The sequence below is a fragment of the Streptomyces sp. LHD-70 genome (assembly GCF_031157275.1).
Lineage (GTDB): Bacteria > Actinomycetota > Actinomycetes > Streptomycetales > Streptomycetaceae > Streptomyces.
Genome location: NZ_JAVIFW010000015.1, coordinates 174,805 through 190,474 on the forward strand (window position 1 = coordinate 174,805; position 15,670 = coordinate 190,474).

At 69.5% G+C, this 15,670-nt stretch carries 13 protein-coding genes; 5 read left to right on the top strand and 8 right to left on the bottom strand.

From position 1 onward, the window contains the following. Positions 1 to 258: 258 nt before the first annotated feature. Complete coding sequence (locus tag RCO28_RS27420; protein WP_374991259.1) at positions 259 to 1,161, bottom strand: YceI family protein; 903 nt, start codon at positions 1,159 to 1,161, stop codon at positions 259 to 261. A gap of 648 nt (positions 1,162 to 1,809) precedes the next feature. Between RCO28_RS27420 and RCO28_RS27425 the strand changes: the two genes are divergently transcribed. Together RCO28_RS27425 and RCO28_RS27430 are read left to right on the top strand one after the other, a co-directional pair. Beyond that, positions 1,810 to 2,007 carry a hypothetical protein gene (locus RCO28_RS27425; protein WP_308943947.1) on the top strand — a complete coding sequence of 66 codons (198 nt, stop codon included), beginning with the start codon at positions 1,810 to 1,812 and terminating at the stop codon, positions 2,005 to 2,007. Further along, a complete protein-coding gene (locus tag RCO28_RS27430) occupies positions 2,008 to 2,256 on the top strand; it encodes a hypothetical protein (RefSeq protein WP_308943948.1) in 249 nt (82 codons plus the stop codon). Positions 2,257 to 2,374: 118 nt separating this feature from the next. Here the strand turns inward: RCO28_RS27430 and RCO28_RS27435 are convergent, their stop codons facing one another. After that, on the bottom strand, positions 2,375 to 2,836 hold the full coding sequence (locus tag RCO28_RS27435) for an Lrp/AsnC family transcriptional regulator (RefSeq protein ID WP_308943949.1): 462 nt from the start codon (positions 2,834 to 2,836) through the stop codon (positions 2,375 to 2,377). An 81-nt stretch (positions 2,837 to 2,917) separates the two neighbouring features. Between RCO28_RS27435 and RCO28_RS27440 the strand changes: the two genes are divergently transcribed. Further along, entirely contained in the window at positions 2,918 to 4,258 is a 1,341-nt protein-coding gene (locus RCO28_RS27440) for an amino acid permease (protein WP_308943950.1), read from the top strand. Continuing rightward, entirely contained in the window at positions 4,255 to 5,001 is a 747-nt protein-coding gene (locus tag RCO28_RS27445; RefSeq protein WP_308943951.1) for a class I SAM-dependent methyltransferase, read from the top strand. Before RCO28_RS27440 ends, RCO28_RS27445 begins: the two co-directional genes overlap by 4 nt. A 476-nt stretch (positions 5,002 to 5,477) precedes the next feature. Here the strand turns inward: RCO28_RS27445 and RCO28_RS27450 are convergent, their stop codons facing one another. Together RCO28_RS27450 and RCO28_RS27455 are read right to left on the bottom strand one after the other, a co-directional pair. Beyond that, a complete protein-coding gene (locus RCO28_RS27450; RefSeq protein ID WP_308943952.1) occupies positions 5,478 to 7,031 on the bottom strand; it encodes an L-lactate permease in 1,554 nt (517 codons plus the stop codon). Continuing rightward, complete coding sequence (locus tag RCO28_RS27455; protein ID WP_308943953.1) at positions 7,028 to 8,992, bottom strand: FAD/NAD(P)-binding protein; 1,965 nt, start codon at positions 8,990 to 8,992, stop codon at positions 7,028 to 7,030. The genes RCO28_RS27450 and RCO28_RS27455 overlap by 4 nt, the downstream gene beginning before the upstream one ends. Positions 8,993 to 9,148: 156 nt before the next feature. Here RCO28_RS27455 and RCO28_RS27460 point away from each other — a divergent pair, with 156 nt between their 5' ends. Further along, positions 9,149 to 10,351, top strand: a complete 1,203-nt coding sequence (locus RCO28_RS27460) for a transposase (protein WP_308943954.1) — start codon at positions 9,149 to 9,151, stop codon at positions 10,349 to 10,351. A gap of 41 nt (positions 10,352 to 10,392) precedes the next feature. Here RCO28_RS27460 and sbnB read toward each other — a convergent pair whose 3' ends face one another. The 4 genes from sbnB to RCO28_RS27480 all read right to left on the bottom strand — a co-directional run bounded on the left by sbnB (position 10,393) and on the right by RCO28_RS27480 (position 15,667). After that, positions 10,393 to 11,400: a 2,3-diaminopropionate biosynthesis protein SbnB gene (gene sbnB, locus RCO28_RS27465; protein ID WP_308943955.1), complete on the bottom strand. Its 1,008-nt coding sequence runs from the start codon at positions 11,398 to 11,400 to the stop codon at positions 10,393 to 10,395. Positions 11,401 to 11,403: 3 nt separating this feature from the next. After that, entirely contained in the window at positions 11,404 to 12,459 is a 1,056-nt protein-coding gene (sbnA, locus tag RCO28_RS27470) for a 2,3-diaminopropionate biosynthesis protein SbnA (protein ID WP_308943956.1), read from the bottom strand. A gap of 186 nt (positions 12,460 to 12,645) precedes the next feature. Then, a complete protein-coding gene (locus RCO28_RS27475) occupies positions 12,646 to 13,776 on the bottom strand; it encodes a 2-oxoacid:ferredoxin oxidoreductase subunit beta (protein ID WP_308943957.1) in 1,131 nt (376 codons plus the stop codon). Beyond that, on the bottom strand, positions 13,766 to 15,667 hold the full coding sequence (locus tag RCO28_RS27480) for a 2-oxoacid:acceptor oxidoreductase subunit alpha (protein WP_308943958.1): 1,902 nt from the start codon (positions 15,665 to 15,667) through the stop codon (positions 13,766 to 13,768). Before RCO28_RS27480 ends, RCO28_RS27475 begins: the two co-directional genes overlap by 11 nt. Positions 15,668 to 15,670 lie beyond the last annotated feature (3 nt).

Here is a 15,670-nt window from a genome sequence, read left to right on the forward strand (position 1 = left end):
TGACCTGTGAAGACAGGAGACTTCGCGAGGTGGGGGTTCACACCTCCGGCAGTACCTCCGGCGCAACCTGTGGTGCACCGCTGGGTCCACTCCCGAGTGCAACCTCGGGTGCAACTGCTCGCTGCTCGCTGCTCGCTGAGAGCGTACGTGTGGAGGTCCGGGGAGCCATGCAGGGGGCAGCCAGGCCCCCGTTCCTGGCTGCGCTCAGCCCTGTCGCCTACCGGTTGGCGCATCAGGCGGTGGCGTCCTGGCTATCCGTCACTTGAATTCCAGTTCGGTGCCCTTGGGGACGATCTGGATGTCCAGGTCGACGTTGATGCTGGAGCCGACCACGGCGATGTTGCGGGCCAGCATGGTCTGCCAGTTGATGGTGTAGTCCTCGCGGTGGAGCTCGGTGGTGGCGCGTACGGCTCCGCGGGTCTCGCCCTCCATGCCGACGCGGATGCCGTTGTACTGGGCGTCGAGGGTGACGGTGCGGGTGACTCCGTGCAGGGTGAGGGCACCGGTGATGGCCCAGTTGTGGCCGCCGCGGTGTGTGAAGCGGTCGCTGTAGAACTCGAGTGTCGGAAACCGTTCGACGTCGAGGAAGTCCGCGGAGCGCAGGTGGTTGTCGCGCATGCGGACCTTGGTGTCGATGGAGGCGGTGTCTATGACGACGTGCATCGCCGAGTGCTCCATGGTGTTGCCGATTCTGATGGCGCCGGCGAAGTTGCCGAAGCTGCCGTAGACGCGGCCGAGTCCGATGTGGCGAGCGCTGAAGCCGATGCGGGTGTGGGCCGCTTCGACCTCCCATTCCCCCGGTTCGGGCAGCGGCAGGTTCGGCGCCGGGTGAAGACTGATGTCGCCGAGTGCGGTGGGCGTGCCGCCCCCGTGCACTGATGCGTCGCCCCGGTAGGGGGTGTAGCCGTCGGACGAGATCGACAGGCGGTAGTCGCCGAGGGGTACGACCGCAATGACCCAGCCGAACGGGTCGGTCTCTCCCTTGACGACCTTGCGGCCCCCGCTGTCGCTCAGCGTGTACTTCGCCTCCCCCAGGGGCTCGCCGAGGGGGTCGAGTACGCGGAAGGTGAGGAGGCCCGCGTGCGGTGGTACGGCGATGCCGGAGAGCGGTCCCTTCCCGTGGTTCGCGGTTGTCTGCCTGCCCAACAAGCGGCTGATCACTGTTTGCGTACCCCTGTGCTGTCGTTCGTTCGAGTACAGGCGCGCGCCCCGCATGGGCAACGGCACCAGTTGGTACAACATTTGATCATCGCGGGCCGTCAGGGCCAAAACACGTCTGCCTCACCCCTGCCGCTCTCCGGCGTGTGACGGGATGGTGCGCAGAAACGGCCATACATCCCCGGCACATCCCTGGCACATCCCCGGCTGTCCCGAATCTGCCGCGTGCCAGCAGCCCGTGCCCCACTTCTGCACGCAGCCCTTGAGGTCGGCTTGACCCGCTGACCGCGGTCCACCACGACGGGTACCTGCTCGAGGACCCTTGCCGTTCTCCTCGTGGGGGCATCGATGAGCGACCCGCTCCTTCTCGCCGACGGAACCGGCGGAACCGCCGACCTGGGGGGGGTGCCAGTCGAGCTTGGCTTCCAGGAGTGCCAGGAGACCGGCCTGTCCGACTGGCGGTGTACCTCACCGAGCTCGGCTTCGAGGTCGGCACCGTCGAACTGCTGACGGCGCCCGACGGGTCAAGCTCCGTTGTGCAGCAGCTTGTTCGCGCACGCCGCCGCACCCTGACCCGGCATTCACGTCGACGGCTCCCTCGTACACCGCCCGGGACGCTACGGTGGAACCCGACCCGCCGAGGAGGCCGTGATGCGCATCGTCTTCGACACCGACGAGCAGCAAGCGCTGCGCGCCGACGCCCGCGATCACGCCCTCACCGACCCCGGCGTCGCCTACGTCCTCGAGCGCCTCGCCTCCGAAGGCGTCAACCTCGACGCGTGCACCGACTGGGACGACCTGAAGGCCGACCTCGGCCGCGGCCCGCGCTCCACGGGAAGCGCGGCCTGAGTGGGTAAGCACTCCCCGCGCCGGGCCCGGATCGTCCTGTACGACGTCGCCCGCGAGCAGATCGAGACCATGAGCACCGCCGGTCTCGACCGCCTCGAGCCGGTCCTCGACACGATCGCCGACGACCCGAGCGTCGGCGCGCCGCTGAAGCACGGATCGATGCGCGAGTACCGGCACGGCGGGGTGCGCTGCCTGTTCGTGCCGACCACCTTGGGCACGCTGGTCCTCGTGGCGTACGTCGAAGCCTGAGCTCCAACGCTTACCCCGTGCGTCTCTGATTCCACAGCCGTAGCGAGGAAGGTTCTCACAGACGTGGCCAGGCCCGCGCAGTGCTCTGGGACACCCTTCGGAGCAGCGAGTGCGCGGGTTAGGACATCGGACCCGGTGTGATCACAGGGGTGTTGACGTGTTGGTAGATCACCGAGCTGCGGAAGTTGACGACTTCGCGGCGTTGGCTGAAGCGGTCCATGAGGAAGCTGCGGAGTTGGTCGACGTCGGGGACTGCGACGTGGACGAGGAAGTCGTCGCCGCCGGCCACGACGAAGACGGAGAGGACCTCGGGCAGGGTCGTCACGTACGCCTTGAAGCCCTCGATGACTTCGCGGCTGAGCGGGCGCACCTGTAGGGAGAGCAGGGCCTGGACGGGGCGGTTGAGTGCCTTCAGGTCGACCGCGGCGTGGTAGCCGGTGATGACGCCCCGATTGCGCAGGGCTCGTACGCGTTCCAGGCAGGTGGAGGGGGCGATGCCGAGGATGCGGGCGAGCTCACGGTTAGTGATCCGTGCATCGCGCTGCAGATGGTCCAGTATCTGCGAATCAAGTTCATCCATGGAGATCATTCTGCCGCCTGAGCCGAATTTGCTGCGGACTGCCCTCAGTTGGCCTGTTGTCCCGTCTACGTTTCCGGTCACTTGCCGAATATCAGTGAGGGAGGCGTGGTGGAGCGGGCCGGGTTGGGTGTCGGTGCGGGTACGGCGTTGTGCGTGGGGGCGGTGCTGGGCCCTGGGGCGCTGACGCTGGTGTCCACGGCGGCCGCCGCGGCGGGGCCGGCGTCGCTGCTTGCGTGGGTGGGGCTGATCGGGCTGAGCCTGCCGGTCGCTCTGGCCTTCGCGGCGCTGGGGGCGCGGTATCCGGGGGCTGGGGGTGTGGCGGGGTTCGTGCAGCGAGCGTTCGGGAACCGGCCCGCCGTCTGTGTGGGGTGGTGGTTCTATTGGGCGGTGCCTCTCGGCGTGCCGGCCGCGGCGCTCGTCGCGGGTGAGTACGTGGCTGTTGCGGCGGGTTGGGGCGGCCGGTGGGCGGTGGGCGGCGTCGCGCTGGTCCTGCTGCTCGCGGCGTACGGGGCCAACCTCGCGGGGCTGCGGCTCTCGGGCCGGTTGCAGCTCGTCATGGTCGGACTCATCGTGCTGCTCCTAGCCGCAACCGTGGTGGTCGCGGCCGGGCAGGTGCGCGGCGCGCACTTCGCGCCGTTCGCGCCGCTCGGCTGGGCTTCCGTCGGCCGGGCGGCAGGCGTCCTGTTCTTCGCCTTCGCGGGTTGGGAGGCGGTCACGCACTTGTCGGGGGAGTTCGCCTCCCCCGGGCGCGATCTCCGTCGAACGACGCTGCTGGCATGGGGAGTTGTCGCGTTCCTCTACCTCGGGCTGGCATCGGTGACCATCGGCGTGCTGGGGGCGAGGACCGGCGGCACAGCGACCCCGCTCACGCTTCTGTTGGAAGGGGGCATCGGCTCCGCCGCACGGCCGCTGGTGGCGGTTGCAGCGCTCCTGTTGTCGTTCGGCGCGATCAACGCCTACCTGGCGGGCGGCGCCCGGCTGGGGGCGACGCTGGGCCTCCAGGGCGCCATGCCGCAGCGTCTCGTGACCAGCCCTGCGGGAAGCCCCGGCCGCAGCCTCACCCTCCTCGCCCTGGTCTCCGCGGCCGTCGTGCTCGCCTCGGCCTTCGGCGCACTCGCACTGGACACGCTGCTGCGGGCGACCTCGGCCTGCCTGGTCGCTGTCACCCTCGCCGGACTACTCTCCGCGACCTCGCTGCTGCCCGGCCGAAGCTTGCTGCGCCTGGGCGCAGCTGTCAGCGCCGTCGTCACGGCGGGGGTGCTCGTCTTCTGCGGACCGTACCTGGTACTGCCCGCCGCGCTCGCGGCAGCCGCCTGCGTCTTCCACTCCGTGTCCCGTTCCCGCGTCCACCGCTCTGCGTTCCATTCCTCCCCCGCCCCATCCACCGGGGCCGTCCACGCAGAAAGGCGTCTGCACGTATGACCACTACCGCCTCCGCCCACTACGACCGGCTCCTCGCCGCGCACTACACCTGGATGCTGGGAGGTGACATCGCCACACTCGCGGCGCAACAGGCCCGACTTTTAGACGAGTTGGGGGTACGACCCGGTCGTGCCGGCACCGAAGCCGTCGACCTCGGCTGCGGACCGGGACCGCAGAGCCTGGCCCTGGCCGAACTCGGCTTCTCACCCGTACTGGCCGTCGACACCAGCCGGCCGCTCCTGAACGAACTCGCCCAGCACGCCCCGGCCACCGTCCGGCCCCTGCACGCCGACCTGCGCGAGGTGCTGCCTGCACACACCCACCCCGGCAGCGTGGGCGCGATCGTATGCATGGGCGACACGCTCACCCACCTACCCAGCGCCCAAGACGTGACCCTCCTGATCCGCCAGGCCGCCACCAGCCTCGCCGAGGGCGGCCAATTCATCCTTACCTACCGGGACTTGAGCACACCGCGTACGGGCGAGGACCGGTTCCTCTGCGTACGGGCCACCGCTGACCGGATCATGACCTGCTTCCTGGAGTACGGCGAGGAAACCGTCACCGTCCACGACCTCATCCACACCCGCACCGGCGACTCCTGGGCCCTGCACACCAGCAGCTACCCCAAACTCCGCCTCCGCTCCGTGTGGGTCACCGAACAGTGTCGGACAGCCGGCCTCGACGTCACTCACGATGAGACAGCGACGGGCGGGCTGCGCGTGCTCACCGCCGTGAAGCGGTAGGGGTGCCGGGATCCGGCCGCGCGCCACCGATGGCCGATCAAGCTCAGCACTGAATCCGCGGCTCCGAACCCATCCCCGTCCGTGTGCGGGTCCTCACCAGAGAGCTCTGGCGCGCCTCCTCATCGAGCACGGCTTCGTCGTCGACGGCATCCAGCTGCTCACCGCAACCGACGAGTCGAAACCCGTAGTCCAGCAGCCTGTCCGCGCACGCCGCACCTTGACCTGACCGGCAACGGTCCTGGGGCAGCTCGGCAGCTCCCCCCCCGTACCAGTGCGACGCCTACCGGTTCCGTGGAGTGATAGTCGAAGCAACGTACGTTTGTCTGGGGCTATCGGCCGGTTCGGCCAACAGCCCCGTCCAGCAGAAGAGGCGAACGGTTCTTCCTGATTTGGATCCCAACTGGGCTGCGGTCGCGTCGGTGACGGCGGTCAGGAGTGCGGCCCGGTCGGCTGAAGGGTGGGGGGTGTGGTGGTGGTCAGCGCCACAGGAGGGCGATGACGCCGAGGACGAGGAAGGCCACGGTGTGGGTGGCGAGGACGGTGCGCAAGACGTGGCCGGTGTTGACGGGTGCGGTTACCTCCGTGCGTACGGCCGTGGCGGGTGCCTCGGTGCGTACGGCCGTGGCGGTGCCGCCCTGGCCTGTCGGGCCCGTCGAGCCCGTCGGGCTCGGCTGCTGCTCGGGTGCGGGTGAAGTGGCCTGCGGGCCGGGTGAGTTGGTGGCCAGTTCGGCGGCGAGCAGGACGCGGGCCACGGAGCCGCCGGAGGCGAGTGCCGCGCTGACGTTCTGGACGCCGACGAGCTGCAGCGCCGGGTAGCCGAGGGCGTGGGCGGCGCCGCTCTGGCTGGCGGCGAACATGGCGTTGGCGCCCGTGTTGGAGCCGGCGAGGAAGCCGCCGATCGCGCCGATCCAGGGGGCGAGCAGCAGGTAGGCCGGGCCGAGTGCGGCGCAGGCCTCGGCGATCTCGCGGCTCATGCCGGTGACGGTGAGGAGCGTGCCGAGGATCAGGAACAGGGCGGTGGTGAGGGTGACCTGCCACCAGCGGGTTGTGGCGGTCCGCGCGGCGGTGGGCAGGACCGGGCCGTCGGCGGCGAGCAGGCGCGGGGTGAGTGCGGCGGTGAGCAGCAGCCAGCCGGCCGGTCCCGCGAGCACGGTCCACCAGCCCTCTTCGATGCCGGCCGCGCTGAGGGCGGCGCGCCCGGCGAGCAGGCCGAGGACGAGGAAGGCGTACGGGGCGAGGGCGCGGCCGACCGGCTCCGCCTCCTTGGAGCCCTGTTCTTGCAGGCGGGATACGAGGAGCAGGACGGCGATGGTGGCGAGGCCGCCGAGGACGCCGGCGAGGGGGACGCCGATGTAGGTGTTGACGGCCCACACGGTGAGCCACAACGTGCCGGTGGCGAGCAGGAGTTCACCGGCCGCGCCGAGCGCACGGCGCGGCCCGTGGGCGACGGCGAGGGCGGCGGCGCCACAGATGAGGAAGACGGGTGCGGAGAGCAGTGCGGAGACGACGCCGAGTTCCTGGAAGTCGACCTGCCCGAGTTCGGCGGAGACGAGGCTGCCGGGGGCGAGGGAGCCCCACGGCACGGTGACGAGTCCGAGCAGGCCGACCACGGCGGCCCTGGCCGGGGCGAGGCCGAGCTGGCGGAGCAGGGGGATGGCGACGACGACGCCGATGCCGAAGCCGGTGAGGGATTCGGCGAACGGGGTGACGCCGAACACGATGAGCATCACGGCCCGGCTGTGGGAGCTGCAGGCGCCGCTGAGGCGGGCGCCGAGGCGGGCCTGTGCCCCGGTGCGGGACATGAGTTCGCTCAGGAGGATGCCGCCGAAGAGGATCGCGGCGAGCTCGACGAGCGTGGGCAGCATGTGGAGTTGGGCCTCGCCGAGGTCGGCGAGCGGGGTGCGGAAGGTGGTGGCGGTGAGGACGGCGGCGGTGCCGAGGGCGGCGAGGGCCGCGTAGAGGGCGCGTACCTTCGCGGCGAGGAGTCCGAGGGTGGCGAGGACGGGGAGGGTCGCGAGGAGTGCGTTCATCGGATGGCCTTCGCTGGTGCTGCTTGTCGGGTGCGGGGCTCCTGCGTGCGGGGCTCCTGCGTGCGGGGCTCCCGGGTACGCGGCGGCTGCCTGCGGGCCGCGTCCAGGAGGGCGCGGACGCTGCGGTCGGCGTCGAGGAGGGCCCGGTTGGGGCCTCCGGGTGAGGGGACGTAGTGGTTGTAGAAGGTGGTGCCCTCGGTGAGCGGGCCGAGGATCCACAGACGGGTGTCCACGGTGGTGTCGCGGCCGACCGGGTGCTGGGCGCGCGTGATGTCGGCGCCGCGGCTGTGCGGGGCGTCGGGCCGGTGGCGGCGCAGCCTGCCGGTGTCGCGCAGGTGGTTCAGGAGCGTGCTGCCGGTGCGGTCGATGTCGGGCTGGCCGGAGGTGGCGTGGCAGAGCCAGTCGGCGTGCACGGTGTGTCCGGTGGTGAGGCGGGTCGAGGTGAGGCGCCAGACACCGCCGGTCCCGTCCCAGGCGACCTCGGGTTCGGGGCCGAGCGGGATCTCGACGACGCCCGCGTCGATGAGGGCCAGGAGCTCGCGGTGGCGGTCGAGTTGGGGTCCGGTGACGGAGCGGTTGAGTACGGCGGTGAACGCGCCGTAGAACTCGTCGTGGGACTTCTCGTCGAGGCCCGCGAAGTCGACGGCGTACCGGATGATGTCGCGCTGGTCGCGGAGGACTTCGAGCGCCGACTTGAGAGGGCTGGCGCCGAGTCCGGCGTTCGCCTCGTCGAGGTCGGTGCGCAGGGCGGCCGTGTAGTGGTCCTGGTGGGCGGCGCTCGTGTCGAGCGGGCCGGGGCCCGGGAAGAGCAGCCTTTCGGGCACGAACTGGCCGTAGCTCTGGGCGTGTTGGCCGTCGAGGTGGTCCAGGGCGGCGTCGAGGGTGCCGTCGTGGGCGGCGGCCCGCAGTGTCTGCTCGGTGGCCGCGGCGGTGTCGGCGAGGTGGGCGCAGCGGCGGTGGTACGCGATGCGCATCTCGGTGCAGATCAGTGGCACGAGGTCGCCGTGGAGGCTGAGCGTGCCGTCCGTGGAGCCGGTCCGCAGCCGGTCGATGTGGGTGCGGGTGAGGGCGAGCGGCTTGAAGGCGCCGTCGCGGTTGTTGTGCGGGCGGGCGCGGAACGGCAGGCCCGTACGGGAGAAGAGCACGATGCGCGGTTCGCGGCCGCTCGGCTCGTACGTCCCGTCGGTGTGCCGGCCGCCGCGGCCCACGGTGAGGGCGGCGAGGGCGTCCATGCCGGACAGGCCGGTGCCGGCGAGGGCGATGGTGTGCTCGGGTGCGACGTCCGCGAACTGCTCGGCGGGCGGGTACGGGGAGCGGATGCGGCGGTCCTCGCCGGGCGCCCGGGGTGCGGGTGGCTCGGGGGTGTGGCCGGTGGTGAGGAAGACGTGGTGGCTGCGGAGCACGGTGCCGTTGTCGAGGGTGACGACGCGCAGATCCTGTGCGGCGGGGTCGGCGTCCAGGGTGCGGGCGGTGGCGGGGTGCAGCCGGATGTTGAGGTGGTCGGGGGCGCGACGCAGGGTGCGCTGCAGGAACCAGGACAGGTAGGCGCCGAGGATGCGGCGCGGCAGGTAGTCGTCGGGGCGTATCGCGCGGCCCTCGGTCTGCAGGGTGAACCCGTCGTCGGCGAGGCGGAGTTGGAGTTCGCGCACCCATGCGTACAGGTTCGGTCCCCGGTCGCCGACCGCGTCGCCGACGGTGGCCTCCTCGGGGAAGAGGGAGACCTGGCTGCACACGGTGTTGAGGAGCAGGTGGTCGGGCTGGTCCGGGGTGTGCAGGCCGGTGCCGTCGCAGGCGGGGTCGACGAGGTCGACGGTGAGGGGGCGCTGCTGCCAGTCGGGGTGCGAGGTGTGGGTGATGAGGCGTTCGAGTACGCCGATGCCGCGGGAGCCGAGGCCGATGATGCTGACGGCGGTGGCGGGTGTCCGGTGCCGTACGGAGGGGCTGTGGAGGGTCGGTTTCATTGGTGTCCTCCGAGGAGACTCCGGCCTTCGGGCCGGGGAGGAATGGGCCGCCCCGTGGAGCAGAGCAGGGAACGTCGTATCGCCGCCAGGGCGATACGAGTTCTGCAGATCGAGGTGGGACGTCAACTGTCAGTCCTCCCGGGTAGGTTGATGTTCATGACGAGGACGGTGCGGACAGGAACGGCCGGGCATGCCCGGTACACGTTTCGTCTGCGTGTGTCGTCGACCGCCCGCACAGCCCTGCTCGCCGAGTGGAACCGGTGCAGGTGGGTGTGGAACGAGTGCGTGGCCCGGTCGAAGAAGGCATATGCCGACCGCGAGGAGTGCGGTCCGGTGCGGCTGAGCAGCATGCTGACCGAGGCCCGCTCCCGTACGCCGTGGCTGCGCGAGGGCGCATCCGTGCCGCAGCAGCAGACCATTCGGGACTTCGCGAAGTCCCGGGCGAAGGCTCTCAAGGACATCAAGGCCCGCCTGCCGCAGCATCGCCGGGCGGGGATGCCGAAGCACCGCAGGAAGCGCGACGCCAGTCCGACGATGGAGTACACGCGGCGTGGCTTCCGTCTGAAGGACGGGCGCCTGCACCTGACCGGCGGGATCGTGCTGACGGTGGCGTGGTCCCGCGAGCTCCCCGCCGACCCGTCCAGCGCCCGCGTCTACCAGGACTCCCTCGGTCATTGGTACTGCTCGTTCGTGGTTCCCGCCCAGGCCGAGCCACTGCCCGCGACGGGCCGCGTCCTCGGCATCGACTGGGGCGTCAAAGAGACCGCAACGACCACTTCGGACGCGCACGACCTGCCGCATGCCGAGCACGGCAAGCGAGCCGCGCAGCGTCTCGCCCGCTACCAGCGCCAGATGGCACGGCGCCGCCTGCCGAAAGGCAAGGCCCAGTCGAAGGGTTACCGGAAGGCTCAGACGCAGGCGACGAAGCTGCACAAGAAGGTGGCCCGGCAGCGGCAGGACACCGGTCGTAAGTGGGCCAAGCGCGTGGTCCGTGACCATGACGCGATCGCGGTCGAGGACTTCCGGCCGAAGTTCCTGGCGAAGACCACCATGGCCCGCAAGGCCGCGGACGCGGCGATCGCCGCCACCAAGGCGGCCCTGGTCGAGATGAGCCGCAAGCACGGCCGGGACGTGCACCTTGTCCACCCGGCGCACACCACGACGGATTGCGCAGACTGCGGATCGAGAACCAAGCACGCGCTGCCTCTCTCAGAACGAACGTATACGTGCACCGCGTGCGGAATCTCCCGGCCACGGGACAAGAAATCCGCACGCGTGATGCTCGTCCGGGCTGGTCTCAACCCGGCTGGTGACGAAGGCGTAAGACCTCCGGGAGCGCTGCTCCCGGACGCAGCCTGAGCCAGGAATCCCCCTCCTCCAGGAGGGGGAGGACGTCAAGGTCACCACCGCTGGGTCTCGCCGAAGAAGTCGCTGATCTCGACGGCCTCGCCGGACTCCTGGGCCGTGCGGTAGATGTGCGTGCCGACGGCGAGGTCGAGGACGCCGAGGCCGAACGGCGAGAAGATGACCGGCCGGTCGGTGGCGATCTCGACGGTGCCGCGGATGACCTGGGCGAGGGTGCCGTCGATGAAGTCGCGGTGGCCGTACTTCTGTTCCGCCAGGTGCGGGGAGGTGTTGGCGGTCATGCAGTGGCCGATGTCGTCGAGGATGTTCTGCGCTCCGGCGATGATCTCCGGGCCGATGTCGCGCAGGGACACGTTGAGGACGGTCTGGCCGGGGACGAAGGTGTCGGCGTGCAGGACGTACGGTTCGCCCGCGGTGGTGGCGAACACGACGAGGTCGGCGCTGGTGATCGCGGTGTCGAGGCTCTCCTCGACGCGCGCCGGGTAGTCGAGTTCGTCGGTGGCGTAGTCGGCGAAGGCCTGGCCGTAGGCGGGGATGCGGTCGTGGATGACGAGGTCGTCGATCTGCCATTCCTGGGCGTGGAAGAACTCCAGGATGTTGCGGGCGATGATGCCGGCGCCGACGATCGTGAGGCGCTGCGTGGTGCGCCGGCCGGTGAGTTCCTCGGCGGCGAGGAGCGCGGACGCGGCGGTACGGGCGGCGCTGATCTGGGAGGCTTCCAGGCAGGCGAACGGGTAGCCGGTCTCGTAGTCGTTGAGGAGCAGCGCCGCGGAGGCGCGGGGCACCTTGTTCTTGATGTTGCCGGGGAAGCTGCTGATCCACTTGATGCCGGCGACGTTGTGCTCGCCGCCGAGGTAGGCGGGCAGCGCGATGATGCGGCTGTCGGGCTTGTCGGGGAAGCGCAGGAAGTAGCTGTTGGGGTTGACGGAGTCGCCGTCCTCGTGGGCGAGGTAGGTGGCGCGTACTTCCTCGACGATCTGCTTGCGGCTGCGCCCGATGATGTCGCGGGCGGTCCTGCCGCCGATGACGCTGAACTCGAACACGGGTCATCCCTTCACTGCGAGGGCGGTCGTGGTCCGCTCCCGCTCGTCTTCGCTGCGGTCGGTGCTGGTGGGGTCGGTGCTGGTGGGGTCGGTGCGGGGGGTGCGGGGGTCGGAGTCGAGGCGGCCGAAGCGCTCGTAGACCCATACGTCGTCGTAGATCGTGTCGAGGTAGCGGTCGCCGATGTCCGGGGCGATGGCCACGACGAGCGAGCCGGGCTCGATGTGGTCGCTGCTGCGCTCGACGGCCGCGAGGACCGAGCCGGTGGACCCGCCGAGGGCGATGCCGCGTTCGGCGGCGAGGCGGCGGCACATCCGTACGGCTTCGAACTCGGGGATGAGGACGACCTCGTCGACGCGGCCGGGCCGGAAGATCTCCGGGCGGCGGCTGGTGCCGAGGCCGGGGATGTGCCGCTGGCCGGCCGGCCCGCCGAAGGTGACGGAGCCGAGCGAGTCGACGGCGACGATCCGGGTGCGCGGGGAGTGCTCGCGGAAGTAGTCGGTGCAGCCCATGAGGGTGCCCGTGGTGCCCGCGCCGATGAACAGGTGGTCGATGTCCCAGCCCTGCCGGCCGATGGCGGCGGCGGTGCGCTCGTAGTGGGCGCGTGGGTTGGCCGGGTTGGCGTACTGGTTGGGCCACACCAGGGAGTCGTCCTCGGCGAGCCGCTGGTGGATGTAGTCGATCCGGGTCTGCAGATAGCCGCCGTTGGCGTCGCGTTCGGTGACGACGACGACATCGGCGCCGAACGCCTCCATGAGGCCGATGCTCTGCCGGGAGGTGTTCGGGTCGGCGACGCAGATGAAGGTGTAGCCGCGGGCGGCACACACGGAACTCAGGGCGATCCCTAGATTTCCGGATGACGATTCGATGACTCGCCCGCCGGGTTCGAGGAGCCCCTTCCGTTCGGCGTCCTCGATCAGGCCGACAGCGGCCTTGATCTTGATGGAGCCGGCCGGGTTGAGGCCCTCTATCTTCAACTTCAGGTCTATCTGTGGAACGAATCCGTCCAGGTCCAGGAAGACGCTGTCCAGAACCAGTTCATGAGCATTCCGATAAAGCATCGGACCTCGTCCTTCTGGAAATGAGACCCGAACTCCCTTTGTTTTCCCCGTGGTTCGGATCTCGGGCGAACAGCAGATTCCTCGACTCTGCCGACATGCCCGACGCCCCTCAAACCAAGAGGAAGACTTTGTCACTTGGTGCGGGCGACGGGGGTATCGCCGGGCCTCACGCTCGTTCTGTGAACGTCAGCCGACGACGGTCCAGGTGTCGTTGCCGGTGAGGAGGGCGGCGAGGTCGCCCTTGCCGTCTCTCTCGATGGCGGCGTCGAGCTGGTCGGCCATCTGGGTGTCGTAGACGGGCCGCTCGGCGGAGCGGAACACGCCGATCGGGGTCTGGTGCAGGGTGTCGGGGTCGGCGAGGCGGGACAGGGCGAACGCGGTGGTCGGGGACGCGGCGTGGGCGTCGCGGACGAGGATCTGCGACCGGTTGTCCTCGGTGACGTCCACGACCTTCAACTCCCCGGTCAGGGTGTCCCGTACGACTCCCTTGGCGCTGTCGGTGCCGAAGGTGATCGGCTGCCCGTGTTCGAGGCGGATGACGGCTTCCTCGGCCTGCTGCCCCGTCTTTGAATCAGATGCAGTTTTGAGGACCTCGAAGGCGCCGTCGTTGAAGATGTTGCAGTTCTGGTAGATCTCCACCAGGGCGGTGCCGTCGTGGGCGGCGGCCTGGCGCAGCACGTCGGTGAGGTGCTTGCGGTCGGAGTCGACGGTGCGGGCCACGAAGCTCGCTTCGGCGCCGAGGGCGAGGGAGACCGGGTTGAAGGGGGCGTCCAGGGAGCCCATCGGCGTGGACTTGGTGACCTTGCCGACCTCGGATGTGGGGGAGTACTGGCCCTTGGTGAGGCCGTAGATCCGGTTGTTGAACAGCAGGATCTTCAGGTTCACGTTGCGGCGCAGCGCGTGGATGAGGTGGTTGCCGCCGATCGACAGCGCATCGCCGTCACCCGTGACGACCCAGACGCTCAAGTCCCGTCGGGAGGAGGCCAGTCCGGTCGCGATGGCGGGGGCACGGCCGTGGATGGAGTGCATCCCGTACGTGTTCATGTAGTACGGGAAACGGGAGCTGCAGCCGATGCCGGAGACGAAGACGATGTTCTCGCGGGCGAGACCCAGCTCGGGCATGAATCCCTGCACGGCGGCCAGAACCGCGTAGTCACCACACCCCGGGCACCAGCGCACTTCCTGATCGGACTTGAAGTCCTTTGCCTTGAGCGGGACTTCACTGCGGGGCACCAGACGCAGGGGCTCACCGGACAAGGCTCCGCTGGGCAGGGCTTTGCCGGGCAGAGCTTCGCCGGGCCGGGCTTCAACGGACATCGAGGGCCTCCTTGAGAACCGTGGCGAGCTGCTCGGCCTTGAACGGCATGCCGTTGACCTGCGTATAACTCCGGGCGTCCACCAGGTACTTGGCCCGGATCAGCGTGGCGAGCTGGCCCAGGTTCATCTCGGGGATCACGACGCGCTCGTAGCGGCGCAGGATCTCGCCGAGGTTCGGCGGCAGCGGGTTGAGGTGGCGCAGGTGCGCCTGGGCGACGTGCTCGTCGGCGGCACGGAGGCGGCGCACGGCGGCGGTGATGGGGCCGTACGTGGATCCCCAGCCGAGGACGAGGAGTTCGGCCTGGTCGGAGGGGTCGTCGACGGTCAGCTCGTCGATCCGGATGCCGTCGACCTTGGCCTGGCGGGTGCGGACCATCAGCTCGTGGTTGGCCGGGTCGTACGAGATGTTCCCGGTGCCGTCCTGCTTCTCGATGCCGCCGATCCGGTGCTCCAGACCCGGCGTCCCCGGCACCGCCCACGGCCGCGCCAGGGTCTGCGGATCACGCTTGTACGGCCAGAACACCTCGGTGCCGTCGTCCAGCGTGTGGTTCGGCCCGTGCGCGAACTGCGTCCGCAGATCCGGCAGTTCATCCACCTCGGGGATCCGCCACGGCTCGCTGCCGTTCGCCAGATAGCCGTCGGAGAGCAGGAACACCGGCGTCCGGTACGTGAGGGCGATCCGCGCCGCCTCGATCGCCGCGTCGAAACAGTCCGCCGGCGTCTTCGGCGCCACGATCGGCACCGGCGCCTCACCGTTCCTGCCGTACATCGCCTGCAGCAGATCCGCCTGCTCCGTCTTCGTCGGCAGACCCGTGGACGGGCCGCCGCGCTGGATGTCCACCACCAGCAGCGGCAGCTCCAACGACACCGCCAACCCGATCGTCTCCGACTTCAGGGCCACGCCCGGCCCGGACGTCGTCGTCACCGCCAGCGACCCGCCAAAAGCGGCACCGAGCGCCGCGCCGATCCCCGCGATCTCGTCCTCGGCCTGGAACGTCCGCACACCGAAGTTCTTGTGCTTGCTCAGCTCATGCAGAATGTCCGACGCCGGAGTGATCGGATACGACCCCAGATACAACGGCAGATCCGCCTGCCGCGACGCCGCCACCAGACCGTACGACAAGGCCAGATTCCCGGAGATGTTCCGGTACGTGCCCGTCGGGAACGCCGCAGCCGCCGGCGCCACCTCATAACTGACGGCGAAATCCTCCGTCGTCTCCCCGAAATTCCAGCCCGCACGGAACGCCGCGATGTTTGCCGCCGCGATATCCGGCTTCTTCGCGAACTTCGACTTCAGGAAACTCTCCGTGCCCTCCGTCGGCCGGTGATACATCCACGACAGCAACCCAAGGGCGAACATGTTCTTGCTGCGCCCCGCATCCTTGCGGGACAGCTCGAACTCCTTCAACGCCTCCACCGTCAACGTCGTCAACGGCACCGGATGCACCCGGTAACCCTCGAGCGAACCGTCCTCAAGGGGAGAATCCGCGTACCCGACCTTCTGCATCGCCCGCTTCGTGAACTCGTCCGTGTTCACGATGATCTCCGCGCCCCGCGGCACATCCGCGATGTTCGCCCTCAACGCCGCCGGATTCATCGCCACCAGCACATTCGGCGCATCCCCCGGCGTGAGAATGTCATGATCCGCGAAATGCAACTGGAAACTCGACACACCCGGAAGCGTCCCGGCAGGAGCACGAATCTCGGCCGGGAAATTCGGCAGCGTCGACAAGTCATTACCGAACGACGCCGTCTCCGACGTGAACCGGTCACCCGTCAACTGCATACCGTCACCCGAGTCACCCGCAAAACGGATGATCACCCGGTCCAGACGGCGCACCGGTTTCTGTCCCTGGGCGAGATCGTCGGGGCCCTTGGCTGCGGTTGTCATACC